The organism is Marinospirillum sp., from assembly GCF_014859565.1.
This window is the reverse complement of sequence record NZ_JACUUA010000052.1, coordinates 1-20714: the sequence shown is the minus strand read 5'-3', so window position 1 is coordinate 20714 and position 20714 is coordinate 1. Positions and strand designations below refer to the sequence as shown.

21 protein-coding genes are annotated in these 20714 nt (G+C 52.5%); 9 read left to right on the top strand and 12 right to left on the bottom strand.

Going from position 1 to position 20714, the window contains the following annotated elements; translation table 11 throughout:
* Positions 1 to 159: 159 nt before the first annotated feature.
* A complete protein-coding gene (locus tag IBX50_RS08935; protein ID WP_292255157.1) occupies positions 160 to 363 on the bottom strand; it encodes a DUF2892 domain-containing protein in 204 nt (67 codons plus the stop codon).
* A 449-nt stretch (positions 364 to 812) separates the two neighbouring features.
* Between IBX50_RS08935 and IBX50_RS08930 the strand changes: the two genes are divergently transcribed.
* The 4 genes from IBX50_RS08930 to vapC all read left to right on the top strand — a co-directional run bounded on the left by IBX50_RS08930 (position 813) and on the right by vapC (position 4825).
* Positions 813 to 1787: a YCF48-related protein gene (locus tag IBX50_RS08930; RefSeq protein WP_292255156.1), complete on the top strand. Its 975-nt coding sequence runs from the start codon at positions 813 to 815 to the stop codon at positions 1785 to 1787.
* A gap of 11 nt (positions 1788 to 1798) precedes the next feature.
* Positions 1799 to 4117 carry an MMPL family transporter gene (locus tag IBX50_RS08925; RefSeq protein WP_292255154.1) on the top strand — a complete coding sequence of 773 codons (2319 nt, stop codon included), beginning with the start codon at positions 1799 to 1801 and terminating at the stop codon, positions 4115 to 4117.
* A gap of 76 nt (positions 4118 to 4193) precedes the next feature.
* Entirely contained in the window at positions 4194 to 4424 is a 231-nt protein-coding gene (gene vapB / locus IBX50_RS08920) for a type II toxin-antitoxin system VapB family antitoxin (RefSeq protein ID WP_292255153.1), read from the top strand.
* Positions 4424 to 4825 carry a tRNA(fMet)-specific endonuclease VapC gene (vapC, locus tag IBX50_RS08915; protein WP_292255159.1) on the top strand — a complete coding sequence of 134 codons (402 nt, stop codon included), beginning with the start codon at positions 4424 to 4426 and terminating at the stop codon, positions 4823 to 4825. Before vapB ends, vapC begins: the two co-directional genes overlap by 1 nt.
* An 18-nt stretch (positions 4826 to 4843) precedes the next feature.
* Here the strand turns inward: vapC and IBX50_RS08910 are convergent, their stop codons facing one another.
* Positions 4844 to 5149 (bottom strand): hypothetical protein, encoded by a 306-nt coding sequence (locus IBX50_RS08910; RefSeq protein WP_292255152.1) that lies wholly within the window; start codon positions 5147 to 5149, stop codon positions 4844 to 4846.
* Between the two features lie 21 nt (positions 5150 to 5170).
* Between IBX50_RS08910 and tnpA the strand changes: the two genes are divergently transcribed.
* Positions 5171 to 5587: an IS200/IS605 family transposase gene (gene tnpA, locus IBX50_RS08905; RefSeq protein ID WP_292255150.1), complete on the top strand. Its 417-nt coding sequence runs from the start codon at positions 5171 to 5173 to the stop codon at positions 5585 to 5587.
* A gap of 73 nt (positions 5588 to 5660) precedes the next feature.
* On the opposite strand, the gene IBX50_RS08900 is transcribed toward tnpA, so the two are convergent.
* On the bottom strand, positions 5661 to 7277 hold the full coding sequence (locus tag IBX50_RS08900) for a methyl-accepting chemotaxis protein (RefSeq protein ID WP_292255149.1): 1617 nt from the start codon (positions 7275 to 7277) through the stop codon (positions 5661 to 5663).
* Positions 7278 to 7581: 304 nt separating this feature from the next.
* Positions 7582 to 9852 carry a primosomal protein N' gene (locus IBX50_RS08895; protein ID WP_366930704.1) on the bottom strand — a complete coding sequence of 757 codons (2271 nt, stop codon included), beginning with the start codon at positions 9850 to 9852 and terminating at the stop codon, positions 7582 to 7584.
* A 102-nt stretch (positions 9853 to 9954) separates the two neighbouring features.
* Between IBX50_RS08895 and rpmE the strand changes: the two genes are divergently transcribed.
* Both rpmE and IBX50_RS08885 read left to right on the top strand, forming a co-directional pair.
* Positions 9955 to 10170, top strand: coding sequence for a 50S ribosomal protein L31 (gene rpmE / locus IBX50_RS08890; RefSeq protein ID WP_292255148.1), 216 nt, complete (start codon positions 9955 to 9957; stop codon positions 10168 to 10170).
* A 246-nt stretch (positions 10171 to 10416) separates the two neighbouring features.
* Positions 10417 to 11688 carry a malic enzyme-like NAD(P)-binding protein gene (locus IBX50_RS08885; RefSeq protein WP_292255146.1) on the top strand — a complete coding sequence of 424 codons (1272 nt, stop codon included), beginning with the start codon at positions 10417 to 10419 and terminating at the stop codon, positions 11686 to 11688.
* A gap of 67 nt (positions 11689 to 11755) precedes the next feature.
* On the opposite strand, the gene IBX50_RS08880 is transcribed toward IBX50_RS08885, so the two are convergent.
* The 8 genes from IBX50_RS08880 to IBX50_RS08845 all read right to left on the bottom strand — a co-directional run bounded on the left by IBX50_RS08880 (position 11756) and on the right by IBX50_RS08845 (position 18693).
* Complete coding sequence (locus IBX50_RS08880) at positions 11756 to 12937, bottom strand: hypothetical protein (RefSeq protein ID WP_292255145.1); 1182 nt, start codon at positions 12935 to 12937, stop codon at positions 11756 to 11758.
* On the bottom strand, positions 12934 to 13572 hold the full coding sequence (locus IBX50_RS08875) for an energy transducer TonB (protein WP_292255143.1): 639 nt from the start codon (positions 13570 to 13572) through the stop codon (positions 12934 to 12936). Before IBX50_RS08875 ends, IBX50_RS08880 begins: the two co-directional genes overlap by 4 nt.
* A gap of 19 nt (positions 13573 to 13591) precedes the next feature.
* Positions 13592 to 13996: a biopolymer transporter ExbD gene (locus IBX50_RS08870; RefSeq protein WP_292255141.1), complete on the bottom strand. Its 405-nt coding sequence runs from the start codon at positions 13994 to 13996 to the stop codon at positions 13592 to 13594.
* A gap of 34 nt (positions 13997 to 14030) precedes the next feature.
* Complete coding sequence (locus tag IBX50_RS08865; protein WP_292255139.1) at positions 14031 to 14477, bottom strand: MotA/TolQ/ExbB proton channel family protein; 447 nt, start codon at positions 14475 to 14477, stop codon at positions 14031 to 14033.
* Positions 14477 to 15877, bottom strand: a complete 1401-nt coding sequence (locus tag IBX50_RS08860) for a MotA/TolQ/ExbB proton channel family protein (protein WP_292255138.1) — start codon at positions 15875 to 15877, stop codon at positions 14477 to 14479. Before IBX50_RS08860 ends, IBX50_RS08865 begins: the two co-directional genes overlap by 1 nt.
* Complete coding sequence (locus IBX50_RS08855; protein ID WP_292255136.1) at positions 15874 to 16668, bottom strand: DUF3450 domain-containing protein; 795 nt, start codon at positions 16666 to 16668, stop codon at positions 15874 to 15876. Before IBX50_RS08855 ends, IBX50_RS08860 begins: the two co-directional genes overlap by 4 nt.
* 53 nt (positions 16669 to 16721) lie before the next feature.
* Positions 16722 to 17720, bottom strand: coding sequence for an iron ABC transporter substrate-binding protein (locus IBX50_RS08850; protein ID WP_292255135.1), 999 nt, complete (start codon positions 17718 to 17720; stop codon positions 16722 to 16724).
* 193 nt (positions 17721 to 17913) lie between these two features.
* Entirely contained in the window at positions 17914 to 18693 is a 780-nt protein-coding gene (locus tag IBX50_RS08845; protein WP_292255134.1) for an inositol monophosphatase family protein, read from the bottom strand.
* A 98-nt stretch (positions 18694 to 18791) separates the two neighbouring features.
* Between IBX50_RS08845 and IBX50_RS08840 the strand changes: the two genes are divergently transcribed.
* Positions 18792 to 19586 (top strand): RNA methyltransferase, encoded by a 795-nt coding sequence (locus IBX50_RS08840; RefSeq protein WP_292255133.1) that lies wholly within the window; start codon positions 18792 to 18794, stop codon positions 19584 to 19586.
* On the top strand, positions 19564 to 20394 hold the full coding sequence (cysE, locus tag IBX50_RS08835; protein WP_292255131.1) for a serine O-acetyltransferase: 831 nt from the start codon (positions 19564 to 19566) through the stop codon (positions 20392 to 20394). The genes IBX50_RS08840 and cysE overlap by 23 nt, the downstream gene beginning before the upstream one ends.
* Positions 20395 to 20714 lie beyond the last annotated feature (320 nt).

Below are 20714 nucleotides of genomic sequence, written 5' to 3'. Positions count from 1 at the left end.
CGAATCAGTGGGGCGTATTCTACAGCGTTTCACCCCAGTGTCAAGCGTTTATTTTGATTAACTTTTGCTTCGTGCCTCTTGCTTAACCACTGCCGGACAGTGGTTGCCCGACAGCGAGAATGCATTATAAAGATGCATATCTCCAATGCAAGCTTTTTCTTACTTGAATGCACAGCCAGTTTTGATACCCAATTTCTTGAGCATAATCACCGCCGGGCAAAAACCAGTAACACTGGCCTGCATCAGGTTGGCAGCAATAAAGACGGTAAGCCAGACAAAGGCGGGATGCACAAAATGTGTCAGTAACAAACTGATCAGAATCATGATACCGGCAAACATCATCAGCGCACGATCAATATTCATAGCTTAAGCTCCGTAAATACGAGGATTGGTGAGTTCAGTCATAGTTAAGCAATATCTTAATTAGTACAACTTAACATCTACCGATATTACCTGCAAGCACTCAGAACACCCACTCCAAGGCAAGAGCATTATAAGCCACTGACTGGTTGAAGGGGTCCCTCTTTCTGGAAATCTATTCTCCTCATTGCTGATGGAGAATAGAGATGGCCGCTGTCTTCTTCACTCACTTTGAGACACTGACCGATCCGCGCATTTAGCGCCAGGCGTAAAGTAGCTGCCCTGAATGATCAGCTGCGCTCAAAGGTCATCGCATCAATTTAAAATGCTCTTGCCCTGCTTTCTACCGCCCTCTCAGATAAACAAATAGTTTTTAAACAAGCGTTTGTCTGACATTGATCTTGGTGCTAGAGTTAGGCTTGGCGCAAGCATAAAAATAACGGAGACTTTCCATGCGGCTCAGCTTTCCTATCCACACATCCGCCATCAGGCTTCTAATCCTTATCACCGGACTGGTCTTTGCAAACTTCAGCCAGGCAGATTCCGCCTTGTTGCGTCCAGCCTTACAAACTGGGCAGGCAGCTCAATCCTTGCTGCTGGATATCACCTCTGCGGGTGAACGGCTAGTTGCTGTTGGTGAACGGGGGCATATTATCTACCGCGATCCTGACCAGCCTTGGCAGCAGGCACAGGTGCCAGTGATTGCACACCTGACCGCAGTACATTTTGCCACCCCTCAGCTGGGTTTTGCTGTTGGGCATGAAGCAATCATCCTGCGTACCACCGATGCCGGTGCCACTTGGCAGTTGATGCACCACGATACCGAAGAACCACCCTTGCTGGGTATTCATTTTATCTCCGCACAAAGTGGCTTTGTTGTGGGAGGGTACAACCTGCTGCTGCGTACTGATGATGCAGGTGATTCCTGGCAGTTTGTTGGTGATGCCCTGCCCAATCCGGATGAATACCACAATAACGCCATCATTCAAGATACTGCTGGTCGTTTGTTTATTGCCGGAGAACGAGGCGGCCTGTTTCGCTCCGAGGATCAGGCTCAAAGCTGGCAGCCGTTACCACTGGATTATGATGGTTCAATTTTTGGCCTGATCAGCACCCCGGAAGGGTTCCTGCTGGCCACCGGACTGAGAGGTAATCTTTTTATCAGTCGAGATGCCGGAGATTCCTGGCAACAACTGGAACATCAGGGTGAACAAACACTCAACGGCGGGCTGGTTCTGGATCATGGCCGCTTGTTGGTGCTCGGACAAAATGGTGAATACCTGACCGGTTCAGCTGATGCTCTGACACTCCATACCCTGCCGGGACGTTATTCATTACTGGCTGCTGCCCGTCAGGGCAACCAGGTTTTTGCGGTGGGACGCGGTGGCATTCACACCCTGTTGCTGCCTGACACTTCCAGCCACTAAGGACTTTTTCCATGAACAAACAACAACAAGCCCCTTGGATTGAAAGCTTCTTTTTTAACTGGCGTCCCATCTGGCTGGTGTTCTTTTTATTAATGACCGTGTTTTTGGGCAGCCAAGCCCTACAGGTAAAACCAGAAGCCAGTTTTGAAAAACTAATTCCCCTGTCCCACCCCTACATCGAAAATTTTATGGATCGACAGGACGACCTGCGCGGTCTGGGAAATGCTGTACGCCTGGCGGTTACCGTGAAGGATGAATCTCAGGATATTTTCAGCGCTGAATACATGCAGCGTTTGCAGGAGGTTTATGAAGAGGTACGTTACCTCAAGGGTGTAGATCAATCCGCTGTGCGCTCACTCTGGGATCCAGCCGTGCGCTGGACTCAGGTGACCGAAGAAGGTTTTGAAGGGGGCACGGTAATCCCTGATACCTATGATGCCAGCCCGGACAGTCTGGAAACCCTGCGTGAAAACGTACTCAAGTCCGGTCAGGTTGGCATCATGATTGCCAATGACTTCCGCTCCAGCATTGTTGTGGCTCCGCTGGTTGTGAATGTTGATGGTGAACCGCTGGATTATCAGGCTTTTTCTGCTGCACTCGAACAGATTCGAGAACAATTCAGTGATGAACATTTTGAAGTACGCATCATCGGTTTTGCCAAGCTGGTGGGTGATCTGATTGATGGCGCTACTCATGTGGGTTTCTTTTTCCTGATTGCTCTGGCGATTACCTTTGTACTGCTGTTCCTTTATTCCCGTTGTTTTAAAAGTTCGATCATTCCACTGGTCTGTTCGGTGATTGCCGTGGTCTGGCAACTGGGGTTACTCAAACTGATGGGTTATGGGCTGGATCCTTATTCCATGCTGGTGCCTTTTCTGGTGTTTGCGATTGCTGTATCCCACGGCGTGCAGGTCATCAACGCCATGGCCATTGAAGCCTCACACGGCCATGACCGCCTGACTGCTGCACGACTGGCATTTCGTGGCCTGTATGCAGCCGGTATTCTGGCTCTGGTATCCGATGCCATAGGTTTTATGACCCTGCTGTTTATTGATATTCAGGTGATTCAGGAACTGGCCGTGGCTGCTGCCCTGGGTGTTGCGGTCATAATCCTCACCAACCTGGTTTTGTTGCCGCTGTTGATGTCTTACCTGGGGGTGGGTCAAACCAGCATCATCCGTGCCGAGCGTAAACGTCAGGAGACCTCTCTGGTCTGGCATCGCCTGTCTTTCTTTACTCATGCCCGTGTTGCACCTTGGTCACTGCTGGTTGCCCTGCTGCTGGGAGTCATGGGATTTGTTGGCAGTGCCAACCTGCAAATTGGTGACCTGGATGAAGGTGCACCAGAACTGCGCCCGGATTCTCGTTACAACCTGGATAACGCTTATATCACCCGCAACTACGCTACCAGTGCTGATGTACTGGTGGTGATGGTGGAAACACCGGAACAGGCTTGTGTCAGTTATGAAGCGCTGGAAGCCGTCGATCGCCTGGAATGGCAGATGCGTAACGTGGAAGGGGTACAAGGCAGCATGTCACCAGCCTACATCACTAAACGTGTGATTGCCGGCTTTAACGAGGGCAACCTGAAGTGGGAAACCCTGTCGCGTAACCAGTTTGTACTGAATCAGGCCATGAGCAACCTGCCCGCTGGTATGGTTAATAACCAATGTGACCTGTTGCCAGTCATTCTTTATCTGGAAGATCACAAGGCCGACACCCTGGTGCGTGTGACTCGTGCCGTGGAAGCTTTTGCCGCCGAAAACAACTCCGAACATGCCCGCTTTATGCTGGCTGCCGGTAGTGCCGGGATTGAAGCCGCTACCAACGAAGAAATTGCCCGCGCACAAACCTTCATGCTGATTTTTGTATATGCTGTGGTGGCCGCGCTGGTGTTTATCACCTTCCGCTCCTGGCGTGCGGTGGTGTGTATTGTGGCACCGCTGGGGTTGACATCCGTGCTCTGTCAGGCGCTGATGGCACAACTGGGCATCGGTGTAAAAGTCGCCACCTTGCCGGTGATTGCCCTGGGGGTTGGTATTGGTGTGGATTACGGCATTTACATCTACTCGCGGCTACGCCAGTACCTACGTGAAGGTGAAAACCTGCAGGATGCCTATTACCAGACCCTGCGCTCCACCGGTAAAGCGGTTAGTTTCACCGGCCTGACACTGGCCATCGGTGTGGGCACCTGGGTCTTCTCACCCATCAAGTTCCAGGCAGACATGGGTATCCTGCTGACCTTTATGTTCCTGTGGAACATGATTGGTGCCCTGTGGTTACTGCCAGCCTTTGCCCGTTACCTGTTAAAAGACCCGAGTAAAGCCTGATGCTGTAATACCTTGATCCTTGTGTAAGGCAGCGCTATGCTGGATATGTCTTATGTATATCCAGCGGAGGCAAGCCATGGAACAAGCAGCTGTTTTCAAAAGCAATCAGAGTCAGGCCGTTCGTCTGCCAAAGGCGGCGGCCTTTCCTGAAGAGGTAAAACGTGTTGATGTTGTTGTAATGGGGCGCACGCGCATCATGGCACCGGCAGGAGAAATCTGGAATTCCTGGTTTGATGGTGATGGAGTCAGCCCAGACTTCATGACGGATCGTGAACAGCCCGAACAACAGGTTCGGAGTTCGCTGTGATGCTGAAGTATATGCTGGATACCAATATCTGCATCTACACCATCAAGAATCGACCGGAGAAAGTTCGCAACATTTTTAATCAGCACACTGGACAACTCTGCATCAGCTCCGTGACCTGGATGGAGCTGGTTTATGGTGCAGAGAAATCAGCCCAGCCAGAAAAAAATCTTGCAACCATAGAAGGTTTTGCTGCTCGACTGGATGTGCTGGATTATGATGCGGATGCAGCCGTTCATACAGGCCAGTTACGTTCAGAGCTGGCTCGTCAGGGCTGCCTGATTGGACCTTATGACCTGATGATTGCTGGTCATGCCCGTTCACTGGGGCTGATACTGGTGAGTAATAATCTGAAAGAGTTCAGCAGAGTTGAAGGTTTACGTTTTGAAGATTGGGCGACTTGATTTGCTGTCCCTTCCACTCTAAATTAGGCGCGTACCGCCTGACTTGCGCCAGTTCAAACGATTCTTTTTGAACTGCTTGCGGCGAGTAGCGTACTCCGCACCGACCTTCTGGACGGTATGGCTATGCAGCTCCAGCTCTTTGTGAGCGCCTTGGGTGTACTTCTGAAGATCGTAGGCAGACAGAAACACACCACGCTCCTTGATAGAACGGTGACTGAGTTCGTTGACATAATTCCAGACAAAATTGACCGACCGCGCCATTTGATTCAACAAAGGGCGGTGCTTGTCTCGAACACGAACCTTTAAGGTCTTGGTGTATTTCATGTTTTGTATTATAATTGGCCAATGAAAGAAATAAACCATTACAGAAAAGGCAGACATTGCGTTTTTGAGCTACATGCTCACTTGGTCTTTATCACAAAGTACCGTGGCGCTGTGTTCACCAATGAACATCTTAGGTCGCTGGAAAGCATCTTTCGCAGCGTGTGTGAGGACTTTGAGACGGAGCTTGTGGAGTTTAATGGTGAAGCCGACCATGTTTACCTGCTGGTGAACTTTCCGCCGAAGGTATCCGTGTCGAAACTGGTTAATAGCCTGAAAGGGGTGTCGAGTCGGAAGCTCAAGCAGCTACACCCCGAGCTGATAAAACCTGCATACATGAAAAACGCGCTCTGGAGTCCCAGCTACTATGCAGGTAGTGTTGGTGGTGCGCCTATCTCAGTAATTCGACAATATATTGAGCAACAAAACCGCCCCCATTAAGGGAGGCTAACGCCTCCCAGCGCTATCCTTCCCCGTACTAAAAGTACGGGGCTTGTTGCGCATTTTGGTCACACTAGTGCTTGATTCGGTTTGCCAACTCCCGAGCGCGGCTTGCCATCGCTTCCAGCTCGGGCACGGTGCGCAGACTGTTGTCAGTCGCTTGTTGCATTGCCTCTGCCACATCCGCGACATTGCGGTTGATGTCCTCACAGACACTGGTTTGCTCTTCGGAGGCCGTAGCTACCTGGGTGGCTGCGTCATTGATGCTGCCCATCCGCCGATTGATCACCGCCAGAGTGGCTCGCACTGCTTCAACTGCCTCGCTGCTTTCCTGAACCATAACACCCGAGGCCTGCATGAATTCAGTAGCATCCCGCGAAGCTTCGCTGATGGTGCCGATGATCTGATCGATCTCGACAGTTGCCTCCTGGGTTTTGGCCGCTAGATTGCGGACTTCATCCGCAACCACGGCAAAGCCGAGCCCGGCCTTGCCTGCCCTGGCAGCCTCGATGGCGGCATTCAGCGCGAGCAGGTTGGTCTGGTCCGCAATCTCCCGTATGACCTTCATGACGTCACCTACTTTTCTACCGTCACTGGCAAGCTGATTGACGATTTCGGTCGAGCTTTGGATTTGGTCGGTCAACCGTCCCATGCTCTCCGCCGCCTTATTGATTTGCGAATCTGCAGTGGCGGTTTCATCAGATGTCTGATTGACTTTCGTGGCCACAAACACCGCGTGACTGGCTACGCCTTCCGCTGTCGATGACATCTCGTTCATGGCCGTTGCAATTTGATCGATCCGTTGGTAGGCTAAATCCGACTGACTGACAACGCTGTCGGCGTTCTGGCGGATCAGCTCACCGGTATCGGTCAGTTTCCTAGCATTATCTCTCAGATGAAATCCTGTATCGCTGAGGAATCGGTGCAAACTTCGGGCGGTATCCGCCAACTGCCCAAGCTCGTCGGCGCGCTTTATGGTGACCGGATCCGACAGATCGCCGTCGCCCAAACGGGCGATCTGCGCGATAAGTTTCTGTGTGGGCCGAACCACTCCCAAAAGCAGGGTCATGATCAGGGCGACGGTGCCCAGAACAATGGCCGCAATCATAAGACCAGCCACAAACCAGCTCCACTTGTCAACAATAGCGTTCAATATTCCAGCCCGGTTGAGGCTGTCTTCCCGAACCGCAGTTGTGGCAGATTCAATCAGTCTAGCGGGTTCCCGGTCGATCCCCTGGACCGCAGCATCACCAGCGTTCGAATCAAATCCGGAGCTGATGAAAGCCTCGAATCCGTCACGATAGGCCCTCCCCATTGTTTGGTGAGCCTGTTTGAACTCAGACATCAGTGCCTTTGCCTCGGGCTTCTCGATGCGAAGCATCAGTTCATCAAGTTGGCTTTGAATAGACGCTTCTCGTTCCTGGAAACGAGTCCAGTATTTTTCGAGCTGATCCGGGTCTGATCCTCGAATCAAGACGTTTTTCCATTCCTGAACCTGGGTTTTAAAATTTGAGAGCACGTCCTGGGCTTCAAGCGCATTGACCATTCTGGTGCTGACGAGGACGTTAAATTCATCGGTGACTTTCATGGAGAAGTTAATGTAAATTATCGCCACAACAGTGGCGATCAGGTTCGCCGTCAAGACAACGAGAATAACCTGGTTGAGTATACTTTTTGTATGCCAGCTCATTGTTGACCCTTGAATTAAAGTTCGGTTAGCGTCCGAAGCTCTTACGTACTTAAATTTAGATACTCATGTTTCGGAGTTCAGTTTAGCTCAAAATCAGCAGTCATTGCGAAAGGATTTTGCCTCTAGCCTCAACGTGAAGATATCCATTTGCATGATCTGTGTAAAGAAGTCCTGAACCGTTTTGTCTATTTGGTTCATGATGTAAGCAAGCCCGCTCCGATTTCAGTGATCCGACAACACATTGAAAAACAAAACCGCCCCCATTAAGGGAGGCTAACGCCTCCCAGCGCCATCTTTCACCGCACTAAAACAAGTCATCTGGATCAATATCCAGTGACCAGCGCACCCTTCTGGCTTCTGGTGCGTTTTCCAGCCAGGGCAGCAGGGCCTCGACCAAACGATGCAGGGGCGCGCGTTTGCTGGCATGGAGTAACAGCTGCATGTGGTAACGCCCCTGACGTCTTTCCATCGGGGCAGGAACTGGGCCGAGTAATGTCAGAGTTTCCGGTTCAAGATCACGCAGCTGCCGAGCATGAGTGGCAAGGGCGCTCATCATTTGTCCAACCACTTCTGTTTTATGGGCTTCTGCCCGCAGGATGGCCAGATAAGCAAAAGGCGGCCAATGACTGTTGCGCCGTTCTGCCAGTAAATCCAGCGCCAGCGCTTCGTAACCTTCCAGACAGAGTTTTTCCAGCCGTGGGTCGTCACTGTGATGAGTCTGGATAATCACCTCACCGGGTTTTTCTGCACGTCCGGCACGTCCGGCCACTTGTATTAATAGTTGTGCGGTGCGTTCCATGGCGCGTGGGTCGCTGGAGTACAAACCATGATCAGCATCCAGCACGGTTGCCAGAGTGACATCGGGGAAGTGATGCCCTTTGGCCAGCATCTGGGTGCCCAGCAAAATGGCAGGGCGCTGAATGGCAATTTGTTCCAGCTTGTTATTCAGATCATGGCGATTACGCACGCTGTCCCGATCCAGACGGATCACCGGAATATCAGCAAAGCGTTCTATCAGGGTTTCTTCTGCGCGTTCTGTGCCTGCACCCAGTGGTAAAAGTTCATCGTGTCCACAACTTGGGCAGGTATAAGGCAGTGGCTGACGATGATCGCAGTGGTGGCAGTGTAATCCCGGTGGCTCTCGGTGCCAGGTCATACGTGCATCACAATGCTGGCAACCGGCAATCCAGCCACAGGCAGAGCACATCAGCACTGGTGCAAAACCTCGACGGTTCAGTAACACCAATACCTGATTACCGGCTTGCAGATGCCGCTCCATGGCTTTCAGCAACGGTTCAGAAAAACCACCGGTCAGTTTACGACTGCGAATATCCAGCAGGGTTGGCACAGGTAATTTGACCGACACACCTGGTCGCTGACGCAGGTGTAACCAGAGATAATCACCACGCTGGGCATGTGCCAGACTCTCCAGTGATGGGGTGGCTGAACCCAGCACCACCGGAATATTTTCACGCTTGGCACGCAACACCGCCAGATCCCTTGCCTGATAACGCACACCATCCTGCTGTTTAAAGGAGGCATCGTGCTCTTCATCCACCAGAATTACACCCAGCTTGGGTAAGGGTACAAAAATAGCGGAGCGGGTTCCCAGCACCACGGCAGCTTTGCCTTCCACTGCACTGCGCCAGGACTCCAGCCGTTCCCGATCAGTCATGCCGGAGTGCAGTGCCACCACCCGTCGGTTAAAACGCTTCTCGAAACGCCGCAGGGTCTGGGGGGTCAGACCAATTTCCGGGATCAATACCAGCGCCTGCTTTCCCTGTTCCAGCACCCGCTGAATCAGCTGCAGGTAAACTTCGGTTTTGCCACTGCCGGTGACACCCTGTAATAAAACCGGATTAAATCCCTGCAACAAACCGTGAAGTTGCTCAACCACTGGCTGCTGTTCTGCTGTCAGATTCAGCGGCACCTCGGCCAGTACACTGCGGGGTTGGTGTTCTGCCGGTGATAGCTGGGGCAAACCGATGCCCTGCTGACGCGGGGTCAGTTTTGCCGGTTCCAGCAAACCCTTGCCTTTTAGATTATTGATCACCGTCAGAGTGAAACCTTGGCTTTGCAGGTTCTTCTGTGCCAGAGAGCGACCAGCACTTTGCAGTAGACGCACCAGTGCGGCTTGTTTAGGTGCCCGACTCAGTTCTGCCGGATTGATGGTTCGCCCGGCTTCAGTGAGTTGCCAGCGTGGTTCTTGTGGCGGATGCAGGGCTTGTCCCTGGCGTAACAAGGCAGGCAACGCCGCCTGCAGCACTTCACCCAGCGGTTGATGATAATAACCGGCAACCCATTGTAAAAAGTCCAGATGCGCCACTGAAAAAAGCGGTTGCTGATCCAGATAAGCAATGGCTGCTTTTAAGCGGGATGTTGACAAGCTGCTTTGATCCACTAGCCCCATCACCAATCCAGTCATCTGGCGATTGCCAAAAGGCACCTGTATCCGCACACCCGGCTGCGGCAAAGGCTGCCCGGCAGCAGGCCAGTAGTCAAACAGTCTTCTTAGCGGGGTAGGGAGAGCAACCTGGATCAGCGGCATTTTTTTACTCTGAAATATTTGGCGCAAGCCTTTATTGCCTGTTAGAATACGCGACCTTAAATCCTATTGACACCCTGTGCGGTGCCTGGCAAAAGATCAGGTGGCGGCGCAACTCTAACGAGGCTTACCATGAAAGAAGGCATTCACCCCGAATACAAAGCAGTTGCGGCAACCTGCACCTGTGGCAACAGCTTCACCATCAACTCCACCATGGGCGAAGAATCCATTGCCCTGGACGTTTGCTCCAACTGCCACCCTTTTTACACTGGCAAGCAGAAGCAAGCAGCAACCGGTGGCCGTGTTGAGCGTTTCTCCAAGCGTTTTGGCAGCCGCAGCACCAAGTAACTGCTTTTGCTTGAATCAAAAAACCGGGCTCAGTCCCGGTTTTTTTGTGTCCGTCAATTGTGGCCATAAGCCGCACGAATTTCCCTGCTTCTAAGTCATTGCAAGTGCTTGTGACAACCGCTGATTTTATATATGCTCATTAGACATTAGTAAAAACCTGAAGGCAGAATTGCCAAAAGCCATCTGTTGCTCAGGTTTGCTTTTAACCTCAAATTCTATTTCATGCCCACATAGCGAATAATCATAATGTCACAAGATATGAAACAAGCTGCACTGGATTACCATGCCAACCCAATCCCTGGAAAACTCAGCATCGAGCTGACCAAACCGACCGCTACTGCTAAAGACCTGGCGCTGGCCTACAGCCCTGGTGTTGCAGAGCCAGTACGTGAAATAGCCCGTGATCCTGATCTGGCTTACAAGTACACCGGCAAGGGCAACCTGGTTGCTGTTATTTCTGACGGTACTGCCATTCTGGGTCTGGGCAATTTGGGCCCGCTGGCATCCAAGCCGGTAATGGAAGGCAAGGGTGTACTCTTCAAGTGTTTTGCCGGTGTGAACTCCATCGACATCGAAGTTAACGCTGAAAGCCCACAGGCCTTTATTGACACTGTTGCCCGTATTGCTGACACCTTTGGTGGCATCAACCTGGAAGACATCAAAGCCCCTGAGTGTTTTGAGATCGAACGCACCCTGATTGAGCAGTGCAACATTCCGGTATTCCACGATGACCAGCACGGTACAGCAATTGTAACGGCTGCCGGTATGATCAACGCGCTGGAAATGTCTGACAAAAAAATCGAAGCAGCTAAAATTGTCTGTCTCGGTGCCGGCGCAGCAGCGATTGCTTGCATGAAACTGCTGGTGGCTTGTGGTGCCAAGCGCGAAAATATCTACATGCTGGATCGTAAGGGTGTTATTCACTCCGGTCGTGATGATCTGAACCAGTACAAAGCCATGTTTGCCAACGAAACCGACAAGCGCACACTGGATGATGCATTGGATGGTGCCGACGTGTTTGTTGGTTTATCCGGCCCGGATCTGATGACGGCTGAACATCTGATGAGAATGGCAGCCAACCCCATCGTATTTGCCTGCTCCAACCCTGATCCAGAAATCAAGCCAGAAATTGCCCATGCTGCCCGCAATGATGTGATCATGGCCACCGGTCGTTCCGATTATCCTAACCAGGTGAACAACGTACTGGGCTTCCCCTTTATCTTTCGTGGTGCATTGGACGTTCGTGCCAGCGCCATTAATGAAGAAATGAAGATTGCAGCTGTTAACGCTCTGAAGGATCTGGCCAAAGAGCCTGTTCCTGCAGAAGTGTTAAAAGCCTATGAGCTGGAATCACTGGAGTTCGGACCTGAGTACATCATTCCCAAGCCGATGGATAGCCGCCTGCTGGGTCGTATCTCTGCAGCTGTAGCAAAAGCTGCCGTGGACTCAGGCGTGGCGCGCTTGCCCTACCCTGCCCACTACCCGCTGAAAACCATTGATGATGTATATGGTAAATAAACCCGGCTGAATATCCACTGCAGCAGAGGTAGTCGAGTAGGGTGAGGCGTTCGCCTCATCCCTCAACCTATAGCGCATTGATGTAATTAAGCCACTGACGTGCAGCCATCTCTTCGGAGGTGGCTAACAAACTCTCCAGCAGTAAACGCGCCTGCTCATAATCTCGCAATTCGATGTAAGCATTGGCAATCAGCAAAGTCAGGCTGGCTTGATCACGCGGTGATAATGCCTCATGAAAAACCATCCAGGCATCCACAGCCTGTTGCCAGTTGCCCTGGCTGTAATGCCAATCCCCCAGCCGCTGCCAATCATCTTGATCATTACTGGCCTGTGCCAATCGCAATAGTGCATCTGCTGTGGCTTCTGGCTGGCTGGTTTGCATCCAGGCTCTGGCGGCATAACGCATCAGCTCAATATCCGGGGTGGTCTTCAGCAATAACTCAAAAACCCGTGCAGCACGTAAAGGCTGCTCCGCATTCAGTAACCTTAATCCCAGTTGCTGCTGTTCTGTTTCACTCAGATAACCACGGCGTTGTGCCAGCTCCAGTGTCACCAGCACATCTTTGTCCTGCCCGGCCAGCTGTTGTAGTTGTGCCAGCTGAGACCAGAGGCTGGCATTTTCCGGTGTTTGTCTGACTCGCTGTTGTTGCAGTGCTGCAGCCTGTGGCCATTTTTCCTGGCGCTGGTATATCGCCACGCCAAGATTCAGCCAGGAATCGGGTGTTTGTTGTTGCAGCGCAATCACCAACCAGGGTTCTGCATCAGCCCAGCGTTGCAGTTGTGCCAGCAGCGCGGCACGCAGGTAGTGAGCATCAGCGGAGGGTGTTTCTTCATGCTGCCACCAGCGCTCCAGATTAACCAGGGCAGCTTGATGATTTCCCTGATTAATCCGCACCTGCATCAATAACCAGCGCATGGCTTGCAGTGTTGAATGATCCAGCAGGGTTTCATCACGCAGTGCACCGACTAACACCTCTGCAGCCAGCTCTGGTTTATCCTGCTGCAGATGCAGCTGTGTCAGCACCCGTGCAGCAAAAGCGCGGATAAAAGCCTGTTGTTCTGCGGTTCCGGTGGGTTGCTGATAGAGTTGTTTGCCCAGCTCCAGAGTCTGGGGCTGATCACCCTGACTGAGTGCATCACCCAGGCGGTTGAGCTGTTCATACTGGGTGGTGGTCAGGGCAACAGAGGCGCTGGCCTGAGCTCCGAACAAGTAAACACTGATGCATCCTGCAAGCAGCAAACGTTTCATCCATCCCCCTCCATTCTGAATTCCAGTCGTTGCCTTAACTCTCTGCTTGGTTTGCCTCTCATTTCATAAGCAGCAAACCGCCAGCGGGTAATTGCACGGCGGGCAGCTCGATCAAACACCTGGGGTGGTTCAGCATCAATAACCCGTATGCTTTCTGCAATCACCTGCCCTTGCTGATCCACCTCAAACACCAGCTCAACCCAGCCTTCCATCCGCCGTGCCAGAGCTTGTCTTGGGTATTGCGGCGCTTCACGGTAAACCGGCATTTCGGCCTGACCATCAATACCAACACCCTGCAAATCCGGTGCCGCCATATCAAGGCCAGTATCAATTGCAGGCAGGGGCATGTCCAGACCTTGGATTTGATTGGCCGTAGCCGCTGCCCTGGCCGCAGGTGCTGCCACTTGTGGCTGGATGCTGGATACTTCCGGTGGTGGAGGGGGAGGCGGTGGCCGCAGGGTTTCCACTTCCGGCTCCGCTGACAGCTGCACCCAGTTCAGCGCAAAACGCTGCTGTTTGTTGCTGATTGAATCGACCGGGGACTGAATAATCCAGCCCAGGCCAACAAACACCAGCAAAGACAAACTCAGCGCCAGCGGTAACAACAACCACGGACGCAGAAAAATCAAGTGCATACAAACTCCCGTAGTTATCTCAGGGCTGTGCCGCCAGTGCTATTTTGTCCACACCCGCCTGACGCAGACGATCCATGACTTCCACCAGTCGCCCGGAACGAGAAGCCTTGTCGGCCTGAATCACTACACCGGATTGAGGCCGTTCAGCCTGCAGGCGGGCAACCACCGGCCCCAGAGCTGCCAGCGCCAGTGGCTGACGATCGACCCAGATTTCACCTTCCGGTGTGATGGCAATCAGAATGCTGGATTGTGACTGTACTTCGGCAGTCGATGCCTGAGGTGGATCGACTTCAATTCCACTTTCCCGCACAAAACTGGTGGTGACAATAAAAAAAATCAGCAGGATAAACACCACATCCAGCATGGGTGTCAGGTTAACCTCAGTATCGTCCTGTTCCTGATTCAACAGACTGCTTCTGCGCATGGTGGACTCCGTAAAACAGCATTAATGACAGTTTTTAATGGCCTTGCAGAGTTTTGCGTGCCCTGCGCTGCCAGAAGCTGAGAAAAAACATACCCAGCAGCACTACCGCCATGCTGACAAAGGTCGGCAGAATGGCGCGGGCAATGCCGGATGACAAACGTCGGGGATCAGCTGAACCACCCAGACTGAGTCCGTCAAAAACCAGCATCATACCGGTGACGGTTCCTGTCAGTCCCAGCAGCGGGGTAATCAATACCAGTGCTTTTAACAGTGGCAAACCCCGCTCCAGTTGATTAAGTGCCTGCAGGTGTTCAGCCCGCCGCACCAGTGCCGGGCGCTGAGTGTTTTCTGCCATACGCCATGTAAAGCTGGGCCAGTTAAGCCAGCGCTGCAGAAACAGATAAATCTGCAGCACGGCAACCATAAAAATCAGCCACATGATGATGCCACCTTGCTGCATCAACGCCAGAAAACCACTCATCAGCCACGACCTTTCACAGCAGTACGACTAAGCAGTTGTGCCAGCCAGGCCGAGCTTTCTGCTTCCAGAATACGCGCCAGCTGACGTGAACGCCCCTGCAACAACAGATGCGCCAGTAACAATGGCACCGCTGTCAGCAGCCCCAGCACAGTGGTCACCAGTGCCTGAGAAATACCGGATGCCATCATGGCCGGATCACCGGTACCAAACAGGGTGATCGCTTGAAAGGTGGCAATCATGCCGGTCACAGTACCCAGCAGCCCCAGCAAAGGTGCCATAGCAGCCAGCAATTTAACCAGTGACAGGCCTTTTTCCAGTGCTGCTGCTTCTCGCACCAGTAGTTCATCCAGCCGTGCTTCCAGTGCTTCCGGGGGCACTGAGTCGATATTTTCTCCCGCTGTATTCATGCCTTGTAATACACGGCCAAGGGCATTGTTCTGCTGCAGCTCAGATGGATTAACCAGCTGTTTGTGCACACGACGCTGTTCTTGCAGCAAACGGATCGACTGCACCAGCGCGACCATCAGACCACTGAGTCCCAGCGCCAGAATCAGGTAACCCACAAAACCACCCTGTTGTACTCGTTGCCACAGAGTCGGCTGACGGCTATGCAGCTGCAGGGTTAATCCTCTGGCCGGATCCAGTGTGACTTCGCCGCCCTGCTGTTCAATAAAGCGCCGGTTTTGACGCAAAAGTGCATCCGGCTGACCACTCCAGAGCGATGGCACCGCATCCTCCTGGCTGCGTAACACCCCCTGAACATGCATCAGTTGTAAATCACCCAGACGATAAAGCTGTGTGCTTTGTAATTGTCCGGCAGGGTTGATCCATTCACCCTGATAACCACTGACCTGCGATGTAGCCAGCCAGCCTTGTTGCAGCACCTGCCAGAGTTGATAAAAATCACTGATCAGCGGCAAGCGTTCTGCCTGCTGTCTGGGTTTCAGAAAGGCCAATAACTCTGGGTACTGATGGGCATAACGGGCATCACTGACCAGCCCGTAAAGGTTGGATTTTTCTTCACGGTAAACCGCAAACACTTCACCCAGTGCAGCAGAACGTCGTTGCAGGCGTTCCTGTGCATCCTGCTGCTGGCTTTCCAGTTGATCCTGCTGCTGTTCCAACTGCACACGCCGGGTTTCGGCTTCAGCCAGTTGTTGCCGGACGTTTCTCAGTGCTTGTGCCTGAGTTGCGGCTTCCTGCTGGCTTAGTTGCAGGCGGCTTTCTTCCTGTAACTGACGCTCCACTGCTGCATTACGGGTTTCCAGCAGCAGTTTCTGCCAGTAGTCTTCCGGTAGAATTGTTGCAGACGGGCTTGCAGACGGGCTTGCAGACGGGCTTGCAGACAGGTGAATGCTGATCAGCAACAGGCCAGCCAATAATCCTTTTAACAACCTCATTGACTCGCCTCCTCTGCAGCCACACGTAATGGCACGGATAAAGGCAGAGTAAGAAACTCGGGTAAACCACGCTGCTCTGCCAGACCCAATCCCTTGATAACTTCCTGACGGGCGCTGCGTCCCAGGGGCAGCCAAGCCTGATCAGTTGCTGACCAGTAACCGGCACGCTGCTGATCTTCCGATAGATAATATAGCCCGATTCGTCCCATTCTTAACAAGGTCAGACGCTCAGGCTCATCATTTGGCTGCAAGTGGATAAACTCACGGCTGATTTCCAGTGAACGCCCCTGCTCCACTTCAATGTGCCAGGCACTCAGCAGGTGACGGAATTTTTCTGCATGACTGACATCCACTCGCTGCAACAGGTTTTTTAATTCCCGAACCCGAAACAGGCGTTCATCCTGACGGAAGGGCAAATCATGCTGGATAAAGGCCTCCAGCCGTTCAACCATTTGTTGTAATAACGGTTCCAGTGCTTCGCGGGTAGCATCCAGACTGATTAACTGCTCTTCCAGACTGGTGATTTGTTCCTGCAAACGACGGTTCCAGTCTGCCTGACGTTCATTGTGTGCTTCCAACAGTAGCGTCTGGCGGCGCAGCTGTCGCCATTCCTGAAAATCAGCCTGGCGCTGAACATCCAGCTGCTGAATCTGCTGCTGGATCTCCACCGCCTGCTGTTGGGTGCTTTGTTCCACCTGCCGTGTTGGTGTATCCACAGCAGAATGCAAAAGGCCGGAAACAGCCAGCGCCAGAAATGCGCAGCAGTGACCGGCCACTTTATAAGTATTCATGGGACTTTCCATTCAGAGCCGAGCCGGAAAGATCCGACCCGGCACAGATCAACCTAGATCAGACCTGCACGACGCAAGAGTGCCAGGGTGCCTTTCAGATCACTCAGTTGATCCAGATTGATGCCAGGGCTGGCTTTTAAGGCTTCCTCATAGGGTTCAACACGGTCATTCTGGATAATACCGGAAATCACCGGATACTCATCCGCCTGTAAAGCAAAATACTGCTGAGCCGCAGGTGAGATCAGGAAACGCACAAACTCAACAGCAGCTTTCTGATTCTTGCTGGCTTTTACCACAGCAACACCGGCGACGTTCATCAGGTTGCCAATATCACCCTCTTCAAAGAAGGCTTGCTTAATCGGGTAATTGCGGTCAGAAGCCACTGCGCGAGGCAGGTAGTAGTTGTTCACCAGGCCGTAATCAATTTCACCATCCGCGACACCTTGCAGTTGGGTGGAGTTGTTACGAAAGGTTTTGGTGCCGTTGGATTTCATGTCATTCAGCCATTGCAGAGTCACTTCATTACCATGTTTAACGCGCATGGCGGTCACAAAAGATTGGAAGGAGCCGTTCATCGGCGCCCAGCCCACACGGCCTTTATAACGGGCATCAGTCAGGTCAAAAACACTGGCGGGATGGTTTTCAGCCTGGGTGCGAATCGGAGAATAAATAAACAAACGGGCACGACCACTGGTGGCGACCCAGTTGCCAGTGACACTTTTATAAATGCCGGGTAAATCCTTGTAGACATTGGCAGGTAACTTTGCCAACAGGTCGGCCTGACTCACCGCACCCATGGCACCGGCATCCTGACCCCAGTACACATCTGCCGGACTGCGACGGCCTTCTTCTTGCAGCAATACTGCCAGCTGTGCGGAGTCACCGTAGCGAACATTCACCTTGATGCCGCTTTCTTTTTCAAACTGGCTGATGATGGGCTGAACCATAGGTTCACCACGACCGGAATACAGTGTCAGGGTGGCGGCAGAAACCACCGGGGCAATTAGCAGGGCGATAACCAGTGCCAGAGGAGCAAACAGTTTGTTACGCATCTTCAGCCTTCCTTCATATCAGATAAAGTGGAAAATGATGGCTCGGTTAATGAGATATATTATCATGTGCCCAAGCAAGTGTAAATAACAATTATAATCACTTAGGATAAAATCTTTTGATGTGTATCAAGCAAAAACAACAAGACCCGGCAGCAGGGGGCGCTGTCGGGTCTTGTTGTGAAAAACAGAAAAATCAGGCCAGATGAGGCTTCAGCTGACTAACCAGCATCCGGAAGGCTTTGGGGTTGGTTACCAGCAAACGACCTTCTGCCGTCAAACTGGGTGCACCGGACAGATCACCATTCAAACCGCCTGCTTCTTTTAGTACCAGCAAGGCCGGAGCCAGCTCGTTCTCATCTGCACCCAAGAAAATACCGGCATCCAGCTGACCAGCAGCCACCGCACAAATATCCAGCGCCACACAACCACTGCTGAGCATTTCTTGCACACCCAGTTGCTGAATCAGATTGGCGTAAACCGGCAGCAGTTGCTGGCGCAAGCTGGCGGCAGGTAGAGGAAAGGCAACGGCTGCTTTTTCGGCCTTCCAGCCCTGTAATACACGAATACGGCGGCCATTTAATGTGGCACCACTGCCCCGGCTGGCGAGGTATTCCTGCTCAGTGGCCGGATTAAAAATAATAACGTGCTCCAGCTTGCCACGCAGATAAATCGCTAAGGACAAGGCAAACGCAGGATAACCTCGCTCCAGATTTTCATAACCCAGCAGCGGATTAATCGCCCAGGCCATCTCACCACTGCCTTTGAGCTGCACATAACGCCCCTGAAAGGAGGCATCGGGATAAGCGCGAACCAGCTGCCGCTCCAGCGCCTGCTCTACACGCCGACCACAGTTTTCCAGTAATTCCGCTACTGTATTGTCAGTACGCGCCAAATCCAGGCGCTCGGAAACATACTCATAGTGCTCACCGACACTGCGCACGGCGCGCAATGCCAATTGAATTGTCGGGTGCATACTTCACCGGCCATCATTGTTAAGGAACGAAAGGGGGAATATCATAATGGGTTTTCGCGTAATAACAAGCCATAAAATTCGCTTTTCAGAGAAACTCGATGCCTGCCACTAATCTGTTGGACTCCGTAAAAATTGTGCTGGTTGGCACATCACATCCCGGCAACATCGGCGGGGTGGCGCGTGCCATGAAAAACATGGGGCTTTTGCAGCTCTGTCTAGTTGCTCCGCGTGCCCAGTTTCCCCACCCGGAGGCGGTGTTACGCAGCTCCGGTGCCACCGATCTGCTGGAGCATGCTCAGGTGTTCGAAACACTGGAAGAAGCCTTAAGTGACTGCACTCTGGTCGCAGGCACCAGCGCCCGCTCCCGCAATTTGCCCTGGCCATTAATCAATCCGCGCCAACTGGCAGAGCGTTTGCAAGGTGAACTGGCTCGCCCGGAACATCGTATTGCCTTAGTATTCGGTCGGGAGGATCGGGGTTTAAGTAATGAGGAGCTGCATTTATGCCATCTGCACGTGCATATTCCCTGTAACCCGGATTTTAGCTCACTGAATATTGCCGCAGCGGTGCAGGTGCTTTGTTATGAGTTGCGCATGGCGGTTGTCGGACAAAGCACAGAAGACCGCCTGCCGTTTGGTACCGAATGGGATGTGCCGTTTGCGGACAATCAGGCGCTGGAGATGTTTTTTGACCATCTGGAAAAAACCCTGATTGAAATTGACTTTCACAACCCCAACAACCCAAGACAACTGATGAGCCGCCTGCGCCGTTTATACCTGCGAGCCAGACCCGACACAATGGAAATCAACATGCTGCGTGGCATCCTGACCCATACCCAAAAGGCAGCCCGCAACACAAACGAGATAACTGATGATCAAACAGGTCAAAAATGACATTAGCAGCGTGTTCGAACGCGACCCTGCTGCTCGCAACTGGTTCGAAGTGCTCACCACCTACCCCGGTTTGCATGCCCTGCTGTTTCATCGTTGCAACCATTGGTTGTGGAACAAGGGATTAAAATGGCTGGCTCGCTGGATGTCCACCTGGTCACGCTGGTTAACCGGTATTGAAATTCACCCCGGCGCAAGAATTGGCCAGCGTTTTTTCATCGACCACGGCATGGGTGTGGTGATCGGTGAAACCGCAGAAATTGGAGATGATGTCACGCTTTACCACGGTGTCACACTCGGCGGCACCAGCTGGAACAAGGGCAAGCGTCACCCCACCTTGGAAGATGGCGTGATTGTGGGTGCCGGTGCCAAGATTCTGGGGCCTTTTGTTGTGGGTAGAGGTGCCAAGATCGGCTCCAACGCAGTGATCACCAAGGCAGTACCCCCCGGCGCTACCGTAGTCGGCATCCCCGGTCGCATCGTGCTGCGCAGCCAGCCGGATGAACCAGAAGCCGACCTACAGATCGACCCAGCATTACGTGCCGCAGCACAAAAGCGTTTTGGTTTTGATGCTTATGGCATCAGTGAAGAAATGCCTGACCCGGTGGCAAAATCCATCCGCGGCCTGCTGGATCACATGCACGCCGTGGATGAGCGCATGGGGCAAATCTGCCAAGCCCTGCATCGACTGGACAGCAACTTCCGCGAAGAAAAACTGCCGGAAATCAAGGGTGATGACTTCCCCGATGACGGCGACATCTGTGCCCTGTGTGGACTGGAAGAAATCGGTCGTAAAAAATCGGGGAAATAAGGCGGGATTTCGGATCAATAGTTCGGACAGTTTTAAAGAAAGCCTGCTACCCGGATAATGGGGGTTATCACACACAACCATCACCCGAGCCCAGGCTTTCATGGAAATAGTCAATACGGTTTTGCAGAAAATGTCCAGTGTCAGAAAACCTCAGCACCAGTTTATGCTGATGCTTTTGCCCTTGCTGATGTGCCTGAGAGGTCGTGCCAATTTTCGTAACCCGAGGCGTTATAGCGATGACCATGAGAAAAGTTTTTCGCGTTGGTGATGATCTGACTCGCTTTACGCGGACGCAGGATTTTGAGGGACTTTGTAACTAC